Source organism: Rahnella sp. EDr1-12 (assembly GCF_049206505.1).
Classification (GTDB): domain Bacteria; phylum Pseudomonadota; class Gammaproteobacteria; order Enterobacterales; family Enterobacteriaceae; genus Rahnella; species Rahnella rivi.
Map to the genome: position 1 here is coordinate 656,885 of NZ_JBLZNY010000001.1, position 15,835 is coordinate 672,719.

At 54.3% G+C, this 15,835-nt stretch carries 19 protein-coding genes and 1 pseudogene; 14 read left to right on the plus strand and 6 right to left on the minus strand.

Annotated features, from left to right (window positions below):
• The first annotated feature begins 9 nt into the window (after positions 1–9).
• The 11 genes and pseudogenes from ACO0U8_RS02995 (at position 10) to ACO0U8_RS03045 (ending at position 9,673) form a co-directional block, all read left to right on the plus strand.
• Positions 10–2,295, plus strand: coding sequence for a phage tail protein (locus ACO0U8_RS02995; RefSeq protein WP_421670253.1), 2,286 nt, complete (start codon positions 10–12; stop codon positions 2,293–2,295).
• Position 2,296: 1 nt separating this feature from the next.
• Complete coding sequence (locus tag ACO0U8_RS03000; protein WP_421670254.1) at positions 2,297–2,629, plus strand: hypothetical protein; 333 nt, start codon at positions 2,297–2,299, stop codon at positions 2,627–2,629.
• A 3-nt stretch (positions 2,630–2,632) separates the two neighbouring features.
• A pseudogene (locus ACO0U8_RS03005) lies at positions 2,633–2,815 on the plus strand (tail fiber assembly protein); the annotation flags it as partial.
• Between the two features lie 105 nt (positions 2,816–2,920).
• A complete protein-coding gene (locus ACO0U8_RS03010; protein ID WP_414060011.1) occupies positions 2,921–3,061 on the plus strand; it encodes a hypothetical protein in 141 nt (46 codons plus the stop codon).
• A 160-nt stretch (positions 3,062–3,221) separates the two neighbouring features.
• The gene (locus ACO0U8_RS03015; protein ID WP_421670255.1) at positions 3,222–4,397 is read left to right on the plus strand and encodes a phage tail sheath protein; all 1,176 of its coding nucleotides are present in this window, start codon (positions 3,222–3,224) and stop codon (positions 4,395–4,397) included.
• A 13-nt stretch (positions 4,398–4,410) separates the two neighbouring features.
• Positions 4,411–4,920, plus strand: coding sequence for a phage major tail tube protein (locus ACO0U8_RS03020; protein ID WP_421670256.1), 510 nt, complete (start codon positions 4,411–4,413; stop codon positions 4,918–4,920).
• Between the two features lie 58 nt (positions 4,921–4,978).
• Positions 4,979–5,278: a phage tail assembly protein gene (locus ACO0U8_RS03025; RefSeq protein WP_181955516.1), complete on the plus strand. Its 300-nt coding sequence runs from the start codon at positions 4,979–4,981 to the stop codon at positions 5,276–5,278.
• A gap of 32 nt (positions 5,279–5,310) precedes the next feature.
• Positions 5,311–5,430, plus strand: a complete 120-nt coding sequence (locus tag ACO0U8_RS03030; RefSeq protein WP_120506653.1) for a GpE family phage tail protein — start codon at positions 5,311–5,313, stop codon at positions 5,428–5,430.
• Positions 5,423–8,017 (plus strand): phage tail tape measure protein, encoded by a 2,595-nt coding sequence (locus ACO0U8_RS03035; protein WP_421670257.1) that lies wholly within the window; start codon positions 5,423–5,425, stop codon positions 8,015–8,017. Before ACO0U8_RS03030 ends, ACO0U8_RS03035 begins: the two co-directional genes overlap by 8 nt.
• A gap of 10 nt (positions 8,018–8,027) precedes the next feature.
• Positions 8,028–8,513, plus strand: coding sequence for a phage tail protein (locus ACO0U8_RS03040; protein WP_112168783.1), 486 nt, complete (start codon positions 8,028–8,030; stop codon positions 8,511–8,513).
• Positions 8,510–9,673 carry a phage late control D family protein gene (locus ACO0U8_RS03045; protein WP_390974997.1) on the plus strand — a complete coding sequence of 388 codons (1,164 nt, stop codon included), beginning with the start codon at positions 8,510–8,512 and terminating at the stop codon, positions 9,671–9,673. Before ACO0U8_RS03040 ends, ACO0U8_RS03045 begins: the two co-directional genes overlap by 4 nt.
• A gap of 15 nt (positions 9,674–9,688) precedes the next feature.
• Here ACO0U8_RS03045 and ACO0U8_RS03050 read toward each other — a convergent pair whose 3' ends face one another.
• Positions 9,689–10,024 carry a hypothetical protein gene (locus ACO0U8_RS03050; RefSeq protein WP_120506034.1) on the minus strand — a complete coding sequence of 112 codons (336 nt, stop codon included), beginning with the start codon at positions 10,022–10,024 and terminating at the stop codon, positions 9,689–9,691.
• Between the two features lie 104 nt (positions 10,025–10,128).
• Between ACO0U8_RS03050 and ACO0U8_RS03055 the strand changes: the two genes are divergently transcribed.
• Together ACO0U8_RS03055 and ACO0U8_RS03060 are read left to right on the plus strand one after the other, a co-directional pair.
• Positions 10,129–10,350, plus strand: coding sequence for a DNA-binding transcriptional regulator (locus ACO0U8_RS03055; RefSeq protein WP_112168840.1), 222 nt, complete (start codon positions 10,129–10,131; stop codon positions 10,348–10,350).
• 138 nt (positions 10,351–10,488) lie between these two features.
• A complete protein-coding gene (locus ACO0U8_RS03060) occupies positions 10,489–11,544 on the plus strand; it encodes a phage integrase (RefSeq protein ID WP_421670258.1) in 1,056 nt (351 codons plus the stop codon).
• 314 nt (positions 11,545–11,858) lie between these two features.
• Here ACO0U8_RS03060 and ACO0U8_RS03065 read toward each other — a convergent pair whose 3' ends face one another.
• The 4 genes from ACO0U8_RS03065 to ftnA all read right to left on the minus strand — a co-directional run bounded on the left by ACO0U8_RS03065 (position 11,859) and on the right by ftnA (position 14,162).
• Entirely contained in the window at positions 11,859–12,197 is a 339-nt protein-coding gene (locus ACO0U8_RS03065; protein ID WP_235533464.1) for a YebY family protein, read from the minus strand.
• Positions 12,198–12,244: 47 nt separating this feature from the next.
• Positions 12,245–13,129 carry a copper homeostasis membrane protein CopD gene (gene copD, locus ACO0U8_RS03070; RefSeq protein WP_421670259.1) on the minus strand — a complete coding sequence of 295 codons (885 nt, stop codon included), beginning with the start codon at positions 13,127–13,129 and terminating at the stop codon, positions 12,245–12,247.
• 3 nt (positions 13,130–13,132) lie between these two features.
• Positions 13,133–13,519 carry a copper homeostasis periplasmic binding protein CopC gene (gene copC / locus ACO0U8_RS03075; RefSeq protein ID WP_421670667.1) on the minus strand — a complete coding sequence of 129 codons (387 nt, stop codon included), beginning with the start codon at positions 13,517–13,519 and terminating at the stop codon, positions 13,133–13,135.
• Positions 13,520–13,655: 136 nt separating this feature from the next.
• The gene (gene ftnA / locus ACO0U8_RS03080; RefSeq protein WP_056778943.1) at positions 13,656–14,162 is read right to left on the minus strand and encodes a non-heme ferritin; all 507 of its coding nucleotides are present in this window, start codon (positions 14,160–14,162) and stop codon (positions 13,656–13,658) included.
• Positions 14,163–14,568: 406 nt separating this feature from the next.
• Between ftnA and ACO0U8_RS03085 the strand changes: the two genes are divergently transcribed.
• Complete coding sequence (locus ACO0U8_RS03085) at positions 14,569–14,799, plus strand: DNA polymerase III subunit theta (protein WP_056778941.1); 231 nt, start codon at positions 14,569–14,571, stop codon at positions 14,797–14,799.
• Positions 14,800–14,831: 32 nt separating this feature from the next.
• On the opposite strand, the gene pip is transcribed toward ACO0U8_RS03085, so the two are convergent.
• Positions 14,832–15,788, minus strand: coding sequence for a prolyl aminopeptidase (pip, locus tag ACO0U8_RS03090; protein WP_421670260.1), 957 nt, complete (start codon positions 15,786–15,788; stop codon positions 14,832–14,834).
• Between the last annotated feature and the right edge of the window lie 47 nt (positions 15,789–15,835).

The window sequence follows — 15,835 nt, forward strand, 5'->3', positions numbered from 1 at the left end:
GAGGACGATATGAGCACATTTAAATCCGTTGTCACCACGCTCGGCCAGGCGCGCATCGCGGCGGCCATTGCGGCGGGGACTGACATTAACATTACGCAGCTGGCCGTCGGCGACGGCAACGGCAAGGCAACAACGCCTTTTGCCTCACAGACCAAACTGGTGAAAGAGGTCTACCGCACGCCGCTCAATTCCTTAAAGCTCGATCCGACTCATGGTAACTGGGTGATTGCTGAGGCGGTGATTTCCGCCAGCGTCGGCGGCTTCTGGATGCGTGAAATGGGGTTGTTCAGCAGCGACGGCGCGCTGATTGCCGTCTGCAACATGGCGGACACCTATAAACCGACGCTTGCGGAGGGTTCAGGTCGCACGCAGACGTTGCGCATGGTGATTGCGGTCAGCAACACCGAGGCAATCAGCCTGCTGATCGACGACTCGGTGATTATGGCTACTGAGCAGTATGTGAATGACCTGCTGGCCGCGCATGAGAAATCACGCAATCATCCAGACGGCACGACGGCGGCAAAGGGATTTGTTCAGCTGAGCAGCTCGGTCAGCAGTACCAGCGAAGCGCTGGCCGCCACGCCAAAAGCGGTGAAGGCTGCCAACGACAACGCCAATACCCGCGTACCTTCCACGCGCAAAATTAACGGTAAGGCGTTAAGCGCAGACCAAACTCTGACGGCGGTGGACGTGGGAGCGATGCCACTATCGTCTACCAATCTCGGCAACACCAATATCAATACGTTTGGGCGTGACAAGTTCGGCATTTATTCCCAGACATCCCCTACGCAGGCAACAGTAGCCAACGGCTACCCTGCAATGCTGGCCGGTATATTGGAAGTGTTTCCGGGTGCCTACACTAACGGCGTGATCCAGCGTTACACCGAACACCTTTCCGGTAAATGTTGGCAGCGCGCATCGAGCAACGTCTGGAACGGGACAGATGGTCCATGGAGTGACTGGGTGCAATCCAGCACCGTCGGTTCTGTTGCCGCAAACTCTGCCCTCGGCTCAACTGACCTAAACACCGTGGGATTTAGTCTGACGGCTGTTCAGGCGGCGATCTATCACCAGTCCGCCAACGCATCCGCGACGGCAGACAGAAATTACCCCGAGGCCAAAGCGGGCACGCTGTTTGTTACCGGCAGCGCTTACGGCTGCCAGCAGATGTTTATTACTTTTGATACGTGCAACATCTGGGTGCGCGGGCTTTCTTCCAACTGGAACGGGAAGGATGGACCATGGCGCCCATGGGTTGCTCTGTATGGCACCAACAATAAACCCACAGCCGCAGATGTAGGCGCATGGACGGCAGCGCAAAGCGTCGCCAGTGAAAAGGCACTTTCGGATGAGATTGCGACCGCCTTTAAAATCCGCGCGAACCTTGCCGCAGCGGATACGCCGAACACCTTGCGCGGCAGCAGCATGTTTGGGCATTACGGCGTGCCAGGTGCTGCTGCGGCGACCACAGAAAAAGGCTATCCGATAAATAATTTTGTCGGCGTGATTTTCGTTACCTGGGGTCCGAATGCGACGCAGCAAATTGCTTTTAATAACAACGGTCGGCAATTCACCCGCTCTATGACGGGTGCGTGGAACGGTGTTGATGGTCCGTGGTCTGCGTGGAATGAAATTTACTGTCAGGCCAACAAACCGACACCGACAGACGTCGGCGCGTTACCGGCGGGCGGTACCGCTGTCGCGGCTTCTAAACTCGCCACCGCCCGCAAGATTGCCGGTGTGGCCTTTGACGGCACCAAAGACATCAACCTCACCAACTCGAATGTCGGGCTGGGGAATGTCGGGAACTTTGCCGCTGTTCAGCAAGGCGGCGGTGCCGGTATGCAGAGCAACAAAGTCTATATCGGATGGACGGGTTCTAAGGTCAAAATTCAGGTAGATTCTTCTGATATGGGAGAGGTTTACACCACCAATTTCCCGCCGCCGCAGCAAGATTTGTCAGGGTATGCTCACCGTGATTGGATCACCTATGTTGGCCTCGAGGCTGATAACCCAAATGCCCCTTACATGAGGCGTGCATCAAATAATGCGCTGGTTTATTTAGCAACCAGCGCCTGGTCGGACTCTCGCTTTATTTATGACGTGCAGCGCGGCAGCCAGGCGCTGGAGAATGCGGGATGGACGGCGCAACAGAACTGGGAAGCGCCTACCGGTTGTTTCATGACGGGGTTAAATATCCGCTCGGATATGGGCGACTGCCGAATGATGGGGAAATACTACCGCGCATTAATGATTAGAACGGCCAGCGGAAGCTGGCGTCAGGTGGGTAACTAAGATGATCACATTTAAAAATATCAAAATTTCTAAGCAGGTGTTAGAGGAAGGCATTCCCCTGCCCGTGATGTATTTCGAAGATGAAACGGGTCAGGACTGGTACAAACTGCGAGATGAAAAATGGCAGGGCGAAAACTGTTTCATTGCCGTTGGTGCTGACGGATTTATTTCTACCTGGTCGGGTAACCCGAACTTTCTCACCCTATCTGAAGGCGTGAGCATTTACGAAATCAGCCGCGAAGCGCTGCCGGAAGATGTCAGTGATCACCCTTACAGCTATGCAAACGGCGAGTTCGTGAAATTTGTACAGCCTGCGATTGAAGTCGCCGCATAGCAAAAAAATACGTTGCTCAGCCAGGCCGCCGCCGCCATTGCTCCGCTACAGGATGCGGTTGATGTTGACGACGCCACCGACGAGGAACTGGCGAGCCTGAAAGCCTGGAAGAAATACCGCGTTGCGCTGAATCGCCTGGATTTATCCGCTGCGCCGGATATCGACTGGCCTGCTGTACCTGAATAAATTGATCGCTGAAAACGATCAATTACGGATAATTGATCAGTAGTAACTATTTGAACATGTCCCGTATATGTCTAAGGATATCCCCAGACTTTTTAGGAGGATGAAATGGAATTAAACCAGGAAGAAGCGGAGATAGTTGCGGGTTTTATCGCGGCAAACTGGGCGGCATTTTCACAAGCCGCTGAGGGCGTGATGTCCGTTTGTGCTTTGCACCGGCTGGCTGAAAAATTAGGTTTGGAGAATTAACTCCCCCGCTTTTCAATTCTATTGACCACTGCCCCCACGAGGGGCTTTTTTGTATCTGGCCTTCACCACGTTGTGCCATTTCCCACACACCCCGCCCGCCGTGCCTGCGCGTACACAACACGCGATGATTGACCTCACCCCAATCACAGGAAAAAACACCATGGCTGATTATCATCACGGTGTGCGCGTTGTTGAAATCAACGACGGCACCCGCGTTATTTCCACCGTTTCCACCGCCATTATCGGGATGGTCTGCACCAGCGATGATGCTGACGCTGACGCGTTCCCGCTCGATACGCCGGTGCTTATCACCAACGTACTGACCGCCGCCGGCAAGGCCGGTAAAACCGGCACACTCCGCGCCTCACTGATGGCAATTGCCAACCAGGCTAAACCCGTTGTCGTTGTCGTTGTCGTGCGCGTGGCAGAAGGTGACACCGAGGCGGAAACCACCTCGAACATCATCGGCGGCACCGACGCCACCGGCATGTATACCGGCATGAAGGCCCTGCTGTCTGCTCAAACCGAACTCGGCGTAAAGCCGCGCATTCTCGGCGTGCCGGGGCTGGATAATCTGGACGTCGCGACGGCGCTCGGTGCCGTGTGTCAGCAGCTGCGCGCCTTTGGCTACGTAAGCGCCTACGGCTGCAAAACCGTGTCCGATGCCATCAAGTACCGGGAGAATTTCAGCCAGCGTGAGCTGATGGTCATCTGGCCGGATTTCGTCGCCTGGAACACCACCACCAACGCCAGCGACATCGCGCCCGCCACCGCCTATGCCCTCGGCCTGCGTGCCAAAATCGACGCCGAAACCGGCTGGCATAAAACCCTGTCAAACGTCGGCATCAATGGCGTGACCGGCCTGTCTGCCAGCGTCTATTGGGATTTACAGACCACCGGCACCGACGCCGACCTGCTGAACCAGGCGTGCGTCACCACGCTTATCCGCAAAGGCGGATTTAAGTTCTGGGGGCAGCGCACCTGCTCTGACGATCCGCTGTTCCTGTTTGAGAACTACACCCGCACCGCGCAGGTGCTGGCGGACACCATGGCCGAAGCGCACCTGTGGGCAATGGACAGGCCAATGACCCCGACGCTTATCAAAGACATGATTGCGGGCATCAACGCCAAACTGCGCGAAATGAAAACCGTCGGTCTGATCATCGACGGCACCTGCTGGTACGACGCGGAGGCTAACACCGTCGAAACCCTGAAAGCGGGCAAGCTGTTCATTGATTACGACTATACGCCGGTGCCGCCGCTGGAAGATTTAACCCTGCGTCAGCGCATCACCGATCAGTACCTGGCGACGTTCGCCACGGCCATCAACAGCTAAGAGGCGCTAAACCATGGCACTGCCAAAGAAACTGAAATACCTGAACTTGTTTAACGATGGTCACAACTACGTCGGCGTGGTCAGCGCGCTGACGTTGCCAAAGCTGACACGCAAGCTGGAGAACTATCGCGGCGGCGGCATGAACGGTGCCGCGCCGATTGACTTCGGGCTGGACGATGACGCGCTGACGCTGGAATGGACGATGGGCGGGTTGGATACGCTGGTGCTCCAGCAGTGGGGGGCGGTTGACGCTACGCCGCTGCGCTTTGCCGGTTCCTTCCAGCAGGACGACACCGGCGAAACGCTCGCGGTGGAAGTCGTGATGCGCGGGCGTCACAAAGAGATTGATTTTGGCGAGTACAAACAGGGCGAAGACACCGAAACAAAAGTGTCCACCCAGTGCACCTATTTCAAGCTGAGCATCAACGGGCAGGATGTGATCGAGGTGGACACCGTGAACATGGTGGAAATCGTCAACGGCGTTGACCGCCTGGCGGAGCACCGCAAAAACATCGGCCTGTAACCCCTGAGCGGCGCTGGTTCGCGGCGCTGCTATACCCCTTACGATTTAAGAGAATGTCATGAAACAGATTAATGAAGCCGCTATCGAAAACGAAAACGTCATTACCCTGGAAGAACCGATCACCCGTGGCGAAATGGTGATTAGTCAGGTTGAAATCATCAAGCCAAACGCCGGTCATCTGCGCGGCATCGGCCTTGCCTCCTTGTCGAATGCGGACGTTGACGCGCTGGTGACGGTGCTGCCGCGCATCACGCTGCCGATCCTCACCAAACAGGAGTGCAACGCGCTTTGCCTGCCCGACCTGATCGCCCTGGCGAGCAAGGTGGTCGGTTTTTTATCGCCGAAATCGGAACAGTAAAACTGCCCGCCTCTTTGATAGTTGACGACCTGATGGCTGACATTGCGGCGGTGTTTCACTGGCAGCCCTCGGAACTCTTTGCGATGTCGCTGACCGAGATTATCGGCTGGCGGCGTCGCGCGTTACTGCGTAGCGGAGCCGAAAGTGAGTAATTTACGATTGCAGGTGCTGCTGAACGCCGTGGATCGGGCGTCGCGTCCTTTCCGCTCGGTGGAAAAAGCCAGTAAGGCACTCAGCGGAAACATCCGCAACACGCAGGACACCCTGCGTAATCTCAACGCGCAGGCGTCGCAAATCGACGGCTTTCGCAAGGCCAGCGCGCAGCTGGCCGTCACCCGTGCCAGCCTGAAAAAAGCCAAAGAGGAAGCCAGCCGGCTGTCGCAGGCGTTTGCCAATACCGCGAACCCGACGGCTAAGCAGACGCGGCTGATGGAGGCAGCGAAGCGCGCCGCCAGCGAGTTACAGGCCAAAGAAAACAGCCTGCGCAACTCTGTGCAACGTCAGCGCGGCGCGCTGGAGTCGGCGGGGATTTCCACGCGGAACCTCGCCGCCGAGCAGCGCCGGTTACGAGCCAGCTCGCAGGAGGCGAACGCCACGCTTGCCCGTCAGCGGGAGGAGCTTGCAAGGCTGAACCGGCAGCAGCAGCGGCGGGACAACAGCCGCAGGCGTTTTCAGGCAACCCAGCGCGCAGGCGACACTATCCGAAATAACGGCGCGGTAGCGATGGGCGTGGGTTCGGCGGCGCTGTATGCAGAGGGGAAATTTATCGCCCCAGGCATCACTTTTGATAAAGAGATGTCCGGCACACAGGCGATCCTCGGGCTGGATAAAACCGACAAAAAGCTGGCGGCTATCCGGCAGCAGGCGCGCGATATCGGCGGAAGTACGGCATTTTCTCCGATGGACGTTGCACGCACGCAGGGCGTACTTGCCCGCTCCGGCTATAACGCCGACTCCATTCTCAGCTCAACCGAATCCACGGTGAACCTGTCGCTGGCTTCGGGGATTGATATCGCCGACGCCGCCGACATCGTCACTAACATGCAGTCGGCGTTCAACATCCCGATGGATCAGATTAAGCGCGTCTCTGACGTGATGACCAAAGGGTTTACCAGCTCGAACACCAACCTGATTGAGTTGGGCGAGGCGATGAAATACGTGGCACCTATCGCCCAGGCGGCGGGTGCCAGTATCGAAGACACTACCGCGATGCTCGGCGTGCTGGCGGATAACGGCATCAAAGGCAGCATGGCGGGCACCGGTGCCAGCGCGATGTTCAGCCGGTTGCAGGCACCGACGGGGCAGTCACCGGCGGCGCTGAAGGAGCTGGGGATCAGCACGCGGGATAAGAAAGGCAATATGCTGCCTGTTCAGAAAATCCTCACCGACATCAACGTCTCATTCAAATGGAACAAGCTCGGGACGGCACAGCAGGCCGAATACCTGAAAGTGATCTTCGGTGAGGAAGCGATGAAAGGCGCGGTGAAGCTGGTGGAGGCAGCAGGCAACGGCAGGCTGACCGAAAAGAAAACCGCGCTGGAAAACTCGCAGGGATCGGCGGCGTCGGTCGCCAAAGTGCAGACCGATAACCTCGACGGCGACCTGAAAAACATGCAGTCCGCGTTCGAGGATTTGCAGATCGAGACCTTCGATAAACAGGACTCCAGCCTGCGAAAGCTGACGCAATCCGCGACGGACTGGCTCGGCAATGTGGGCAAATGGGTGAAGGCCAACCCGAAGCTGACCGGCACTATCGTTAAGTCTGCGCTGGCGGTGACGAGCCTGGTTGTCGGCCTCGGCGTGCTGGGCGTGGTGGTCGGTCCGGTGGTGAAAGGTCTGGGCTATATCGGCATGGCACTGAAAGGCGTGGGCACCGCGCTGCTGTGGATGGGACGCGCCGCGATGGCAAACCCGCTGCTGGCCGTGGTCGCACTGATCGCGATGGCGGCGATTTATATCTGGGCGAACTGGAGCACGCTGGAGCCGAAGTTTAAAAAGATGTGGGACGCGATTGCCGCCTGGACGACCGAAGCCTGGGCAACCATCACCGACTGGCTGACCGGCACCTGGAACAGCATCGTTGCCGGTGTGCAGGGATTATCGGATAAGTTCGCAGCGGTCTGGACGGGCATTAAAGACGGTGCAAAAGCGGGGTTTGCGGCCTATATCAATTTCCTCAAGTCTTTTGGCCAGAAGATTTTCGACGTGGTGAAAAGCCTTCCGGCCAAATTTCAGGAAGCGGGCAGCAGCATGATCACCGCGCTGATGGACGGGATTGCCGCGAAGTGGCAGGCGCTGAAAGACAAGCTTTCCAGCATGACGGATTTTCTTCCGGACTGGATGAAATCGGACGGCGATAAAACCATTTCGGTGAGCGTCAGCAACGGACTGCCGAAACCGGCGGAAGGGTTTTCTTCCCCTGCGCAGTTTTATGGCACCGGCGGCGAGGCTTACGGCTATGCGGGCATGTTTGATAAAGGCGGCGACATTTCCGCTGGTGAAGTCGGCATTGTGGGCGAGAACGGCGCGGAGCTGGTACGTGGTCCGGTAAGCGTCACGGGGCGTCGTGATACGGCGGCGCTGATGCGGAATCAGGCTCCGGCTGCCGCCCCCACTTTCAACGTCTACGCCGCGCCCGGACAAAGTGCGAAGGATGTCGCCGCCGAGGCAATGCGTTTATTTGAAGATTACATGCGCCGCCAGCGTTCTGCGGCGCGCAGCTCAATGAATTACGGCTAAGGAGGTTTCTATGATGCTGGCTTTGGGGATGTTCGTGTTTATGCTGCAAACGTTGCCGTATCAGAGTTTGCAACGCTCGGCGGAATACCGCTGGCCGACCAATGACCGGATCGGCCTGCGCGCCGCGCCGCAGTTTCTCGGTCAAGGGGATGAAAAAATCACCCTGACCGGCACGCTGCTGCCGGAAATCACCGGCGGCAGGCTGAGCCTGGACGCGCTGCGCCTGATGGCCGATCAAGGTCGCGCCTGGTCGCTGATTGGCGGCAACGGTGCGATTTACGGGATGTTCGTGGTGGAAAGCCTCAGTGACGAACATTCGGAGTTTTTCGCTAACGGTGCCGCCCGCAAAATTGAGTTTACGCTGAGCCTCAAGCGGGTGGACGAAAGCCTGACCGCCATGTTCGGCGATATCAAAACTCAGGCCGACGGCCTTCTGGATCAGGCGGGCGGGATTGCCAGCAATGCGCAGAAGTATGCTGGCGGGCTGATGTCATGATGTCCACGATCGCAATGGATAACGGCGCACAGATTGCGCCGGACTACATGGTTAAACTCGCCGGTTCAGACATCACCACGGATATCAGCAGGCGACTTATTTCGCTGTCGCTGACCGACAACCGCGGCTTTGAGGCTGACCAGCTCGACATCGAGCTGGACGACGCGGACGGGCTGATGCAGATGCCTCCCCGCGGCGCGGTGCTGAGCGTCTTTCTGGGCTGGAAAGGTCAGGCGCTGTTCCATAAGGGGGAGTTTACGGTGGACGAAGTGGAGCATCGGGGCGCACCGGATACGCTGACGCTGCGCGCTCGCAGCGCGGACTATCGCGGCAGCCTGAATTCCCGCCGCGATCAGTCCTATCACGACACGACGCTGGAGGCGATTGTCTCCGCCGTGGCGGCGCGCAACAGTCTTGAGCCCGCCGTCGCCGAGTCGCTCAAGGGTGTGAAGGTTTCGCACATCGACCAGACGCAGGAAACCGATGCAGCGTTTATCACCCGTCTGGCCGAACTGAACGGCGGGGTTGTCGCCATCAAGGCCGGTAAACTGATTTTTATTAAGCCAGGCTCAGCCCTCACCGCCAGTGGCAAGCCGATCCCGCAAATGACGCTGACCCGCAGCGACGGCGACGGGCACACCTTCAATATTGCTGACCGTGACGCTTACACCGGCGTATCAGCAACCTGGCTGCATACCAAAGAACCAAAGCCCAAAAGGGTAAAGGTACAGCGGAAGAAAAAAGAAAAGCACCTGCGCGCCCTGCAACATCCGGCGGCTAAAAAGACCACGGCGAAAGCACAAAAAGCGCCGGAGGCGAAAGAAGGCGAATATCTGGCGGGCAGTGATGAAAACGTGTTTGCGCTGACGACGGTCTACGCCACGCAGAAGGCCGCCATGCGGGCAGCACAGGCCAAATGGGACAAGCTACAGCGTGGCGTCGCACAGTTTTCTATCTCACTAGCTCGCGGACGTGCCGACCTGTTCCCCGAAACCCCGCTGGCGGTGTCAGGCTTTAAAGCTGTGATCGACGCGCAGCCATGGATAATCAGCAAGGTCACGCACAGCCTGAACAATGGCGGCTATACGACCGGGTTGGAACTGGAGGTGTTGTTGTCAGATGTGAGTTATGAGGCATCGGAAAGTGGCGAGGCGTATTAGCGCCTCGTTCTTTTGTCAAGATTTTGGTGTAAACACCCACTCACCTGGTGAAGAGTATTCGGTACCATCATCATCCATAACTTTCGCATTTAGAACTTTAGCGACTTCAAGCATTTTCAAATACAAGGCTGTATCAGGCCATTTCGTTGAGATATTGCCATTACACCACTCAAGCCATGATTCTGGATAAGCGCTTTCACCTGACCATAATGCAAAGAACTCACCACTTGGCTCATAAATGGAAAACTCAGGATCGGTATTAACAACATTCAACCATTCTTCGCTGGAAATCTGACTATCTTCATTATCAGCCCAGAACTCAGCACGTGTGATATGAAATTCGACGCCCACTGCAACCTCTTTGTTTAATGTAAAACACTGTAATAGCGAGTGTATGATTTTCGAAATAACATACAATGATTGAATCTGATTTAAATGATTATATGGTGATTATTATGATGCATTGCCCCAAATGCCAGCACGCAGCTCACGCCCGTTCAAGCCGTTACCTCAGCACCAATACCAAAGAGCGTTATCACCAGTGTCAGAATATCAATTGCAGTTGCACGTTCAAAACTCATGAAACGATCGCCGATATTATTGTTGAGCCAGGAACCGTCCATGCCGTGCTGCTGCATCCGGATAAACATAGTCAGCAGTCGTTGCAAATGCACTGAGACGAAGCCCGCGAAAGCGGGTTTTTACTTTCATAGATTCAGTGAATTAATCCCCTTACATGTATACGCCTGACTAAATCAAACATTTACACTGTTTTTATATACAGTAAAATTCACATTCTCAAAAAGGAGGATGTGATGAGTGTAAGAAAGCTGTCTACCGGTAAATGGTTATGTGAATGCTACCCGAACGGGAGTGGAGGTAAGCGATGCCGCAGGCAGTTTGATACCAAAGGTGAAGCCGTTTCCTTTGAGACTTACACTATGGATCAGGCAAAGAATAAACCGTGGTTGGGTGAGAAGGAAGACCGGCGGAAGCTGAGCGAACTGGTCGATCTCTGGTACAGCCTGCACGGCTGCTCTCTGAATGATAAAAAGGGACGGTTGGGCAAACTGAAGATTATCAGCGCGGGCATGGGTGACCCGATAGCCAGTACCATAACGCCGAAAGACTGGGCGCATTATCGCGATCAGCGGCTGCGCGGTGAGATTGATAACGGCTACAGTACCAGTCTGGCGACCCGTAAGGTTTCGACCGGCACTGTGAACTGTGAGCACGCTTTTCTGCGGGCGGTGTTCAATGAGCTGAAACGCCTGGGAGAATGGTCGCTGCCAAACCCTCTCGAGAATATCCGCGAGTTTGATCAGCCGGAACGCGAGATGGCATGGCTGAACCAGGAACAAATTCTGCGGCTCATGGCCGCCTGTGAAGAGCACGGGAATGATGAATTAACGCTGATCGTTAAACTCTGCCTTTCGACCGGCGCACGGTGGAACGAGGCCGCCAAAATCAAAAGCTCGCAGATCTCCCCGTACAAACTCACCTTCATCAATACCAAAGGTAAAAAGAATCGTACCGTTCCCCTCGCCCGCCCTCTGTATGACGAATTGGTCGCCCGCGAAGGCGTGCCCTTCTCGCCCTGCTATAAGCAGTTCTATCGGGTGATCAGGCTGGCGTGTATCGAACTGCCAGAAGGTCAGATGACGCACGTTCTAAGGCACACGTTTGCCAGTCACTTCATGATGGCCGGCGGCAATATCATCGTGTTGCAGCGCATCCTCGGGCACTCAGATATACGCGTCACGATGCGCTATGCACACTTCGCCCCCGATCACTTAGAAGACGCTATTTACATGAATCCGCTGGCTCAAATCAGTGGCGATAAAATGGCGATGGAGAATCCAAATGAGTAACATTGAGGGTAAGTGAAAAGAGCCTAAGTGATTGTTTTTATTATAAGTGGTTGATTTCAAAAACAGGCAAAAAAAAGACCGAATACGATTCCTATATTCGGTCTAGGGAAATGGCTCTTGGGAGAGAGCCGTGCGCTAAAAGTTGGCATTAATGCAGGCTGTTAAGCCGTACAATGTAAAGGATAGCCGACAGCTGACTATTTTCCACTCAACTCGCAACATAGTGATAATAACAATGCTGTATTATTTTCATTATGTGACAACATTCGCAAAGCATGAGTTTAACAACAGTCACTTATTCGCCGCACAGCAACTCAGCAGAGTGATTCCGCTTTGGTGATAAATGGCGCGAGGCTCATTTTTTGTCCCGGATTCTGCGGGTCATCAAGCCAGATTTTTTCAAGCGGAACCGCCTGGACCTGACGATTTTTCACCTGCTCTTTCGCCACATCGTTCAAAGGATATTGCGCCAGTGTGCTGTCGTTGATCACATATAACGCATGGCCGGGACGGCATTGCAGCATCACCTCTTCCCGGGTGAAAGCCCATGCCTTGCCGTATTGTAAACGGCTGACGGTTTCCAGTTGTGGCGCGGCCAGACTGCTGGCGGACAAGGTCAGCAATACGCAGGCAAGCAGTGATTTCCTCATGATATTTCCTCGGTAATAATTTTATTCTTAATACGTTATTAATAACTGTTTCAGCGCGGTGCCAGCGTAGCAAAAAGGCTCACCAGCAGCAGAACGATCAACGCCAGAGCCCATTCTATCCGGGTCATCAGCACAAAACGTCGTTCGGCCTGCTCGGGTTCTTTGCTCATCAGTGGTACCAGATGATAACGGTTATATACGGCGACGGCGGCCATTATGCCAACCAGCACGATTTTGATCTCAAGCAGACACTGGTAAAGCGAGGTCATATCTGTCGGCCAACGTTGCAGGATAATGGCAGTGTTGGCGATACCGGTCAGTATCACCAGCGCGACTGCCGCGTGGCCCCAGGTCGAAAAGCGGATAAGCGTGGCAATAGCGTAAGGCCGGACTTCAGGTTTTCGGGCGTAGAACATGCATGTCAGCAACGGGAGCAAACAGCCAAACCAGTAGGCGGCGCTAAGCAGATGAACCATATGATTGATGCGTTGCACCAGCCCTAATAACCCCTGATGCATGGCGGCATGGCCTATCAGCGCCTGGCTGAGCAGCAGACCAAGCGAGCACAGAAATACCAGCAGGTTGCGAACCGGAAGCCAGTCCATCAGTAACACCAGCAGCAGCGCGGCAGTCAGCAACAAGTGCCAGCGCCATACTTCGCCAAAAGTGGTGGTCAGCACCAGCAACCAGACATTCAGGTTCAGGCCGTCACTCCAGCCATTGCCCATCAGCGCAGCCTGAATCGCCAACATTCCGACAGACGTGATCGCGGCGACCACGCCGGACCACATCATCAGGGTCTGATTTCTTTGCAGTAACATCCCCGAAAAACCAGCAGGCGCCAGCAGGGAGCAAAACACACTCAACCCGAAAATTTGCATCAGCGACGCAAAGTGGGCAAACCGGCACAGGACGAACAGTGCAGTCAGACTCATAACTTATTTAACGGTAAAACTGTAGTTACCGTGGGTTTTATGACCGTCAACTGACACCACGTTCCACGACACCGTATATTTGCCGGATGTCAACGCCTCTGGCAGAGGAACGACCGCCTGGGTATTGTCATTGGCAGCCAGTGTCATCGCGCCAGTTTTAACGGCTTTTTTGGCGGCGTCTGCCAGGGTGATTTTGCTGAAGTTCGGTTCGATACCTTCACTGAACCCAAGGGAGAGTTCGGTCGGGCTGGCACTCAGAACGGCGTTCGCAGCGGGAGTTTGGGTTTTAAGATGTGCATGCGCGAGGGCTTGCTGTGAGATAAATCCGCTCAGCAATACGGCTGAGACTGCCATGGCACGGCAAAGAGAGGAGGTTTTTTTCAACACGATAGTTCCTTGGCTTGCGTAATGATGAATTTATAACGCCGCCACTTTATCGCAATCCCATGTAAAACGTTTGTCATAAATGCATAAAAAAACGCAGAAGCCGGAGCATTCTGCGTTTTATGAGCATCACAAACCGGGTTTATACGGCCGGGGCTTGTGCCGCCATGGTTTTAAGATCTTTATCGACAAAGAACAAGCCGTTGCCGGTGTTGCTGACCAGAGCCAGTTTATCGAGAACAGATTTGAACAAGGTTTCTTCTTCATGCTGCTCTGCCACATACCATTGCAGGAAGTGGAAGGAAGAATAGTCTTTCAGCGTCATCGCCAGATCGGCCAGTTCGTTGATTTTTTGTGTAATCAGTTGCTCATGCTCATAGGTCTGCATGAACAGATCAGACAGGGATTCGAAGCTGACCGGCGGTGCGGCGATAGCGCCCAGCAGCGGCAATGCACCTGTATCACTGACATATTTGAACAGGCGGTGCATGTGATCCATTTCTTCCATCGAGTGCTTTTTCAGAAACGCTGCCGCGCCTTCGTAGCCTTTGTCACTGCACCATGCACTCATCTGCAAATATAAATTGGCTGAATAAAATTCAAGGTTCAGCTGTTCATTAAGCTGATCGATCATTTCTTTTTTAAGCATGATGCGGCTCCATAAAATAATTAAGGCAGGCGGATGTGTTTATTTACCCGCATTATGCCCGTATCAATACAAAATAAGAACAGCCAATTCACATTATTATCCATACAGGCAACATTTAAAAATAATTCATTGATATATATGGATTTATTTTTATCGTAAATATCCAATAATGATAACCATTAACATCTAAATGTATATTAAAAAGAATCATTCCTATTCGCGAAATTAATTAAAAGCATGTTGATGAATATAATTATCACTTCCACAACCTGAATAGTTCTTATTTACTTAAATTGCATTTAACGAAAATGGGTTTTTGAGCGGAACATAAAAGTGAGCCAACGACGTTCACCCCGGCGTTGTGCTCGGGTACAATGCGCGCAAATGAGATGCACGGGAGGTTGCAATGAGTATCAATCTGGCAGAAATCAGTAAAGATGAGATGGATCGGATTAACATCGATCTGGCGGCTTCAGCGGTCGCTTTCAAAGAGCGTTACAACATGCCCGTTGTGGCCGAAATGGTAGAACGGCAACAGCCTGAACATCTGCGCACCTACTTTCGTGAGCGTGTGATGCATTATCGCGGCGAATCCCATAAATTCTCCCGTTTACCTTATGAACCGAAGCAAAAGTAACGCAGCTTTAGGCAAACGGGAGGGGAAAGCGATTACCGGCGGGTGGCGAATTGCTGGTTGGTACGAATCAGCTGATCGAGGATCCCAGGCTCATCAAATGAGTGCCCTGCCCCCTCGATAATATGAAGTTCAGCTTCCGGCCAGGCTTTCGCCAGGTCCCATGCGTTTTGCACCTGACAGGCCATATCATAGCGACCATGCACGATCACCGCCGGGATATGCCGGATACGCTCAACGTTACGTATCAACTGGTCATCACTGTCTAAAAAGCCAAGATGCGTGAAGTAATGGTTCTCGATGCGGGCGAAAGCCAGCGCAAAGTTATCCTCACCAAATGACGCCGAACCTTCCGCAGGCAGAAGCGTGACCGTCTCCCCTTCCCACAAGCTCCAGATTTTTGCAGCCTCGAGCTGCACTGCGCGATCGCTGGATGTCAGGCGTGCGTGATAAGCGGCGATAACATCCTTGCGTTCTTCCTCGGATAAAATAGAGAGGATACGCTGCCATTTTTCAGGGAAGAAGCGCGACGCACCATCCTGGTAATACCAGGTCAGCTCCTGTTTGCGCATGGTGAAAATACCGCGCAACACCATTTCACTGACGTGTTCGGGATGGGTCTGGGCGTAAGCCAGTGCCAACGTGGAACCCCATGAGCCACCGAAGACCAGCCATTTTTCCACGCCCGCCAGCTTGCGCAGACGCTCAATATCTTCAACCAGATGCCATGTGGTGTTGTTGTCGAGGCTCGCATGGGGTGTGGAGCGCCCGCAGCCACGCTGATCAAACAGCATGACGTCATAATCATTGGGATCAAACAGCTGGCGATGTACCGATGAACAGCCGCCGCCCGGCCCGCCGTGAATAAAGACAGCCGGCTTGCCGTTCGGGTTTCCGCTGCGCTCCCAGTAAACCTTGTGACCATCGCCGGTATCGAGCAAGCCGCTGGCATAAGCCTCACACGGAGGATATAACCCTTTTAATTTTGGCATGACATTTCCTGTTCTATTTGGCCAGAGTATTGATAGATGTTTTTACA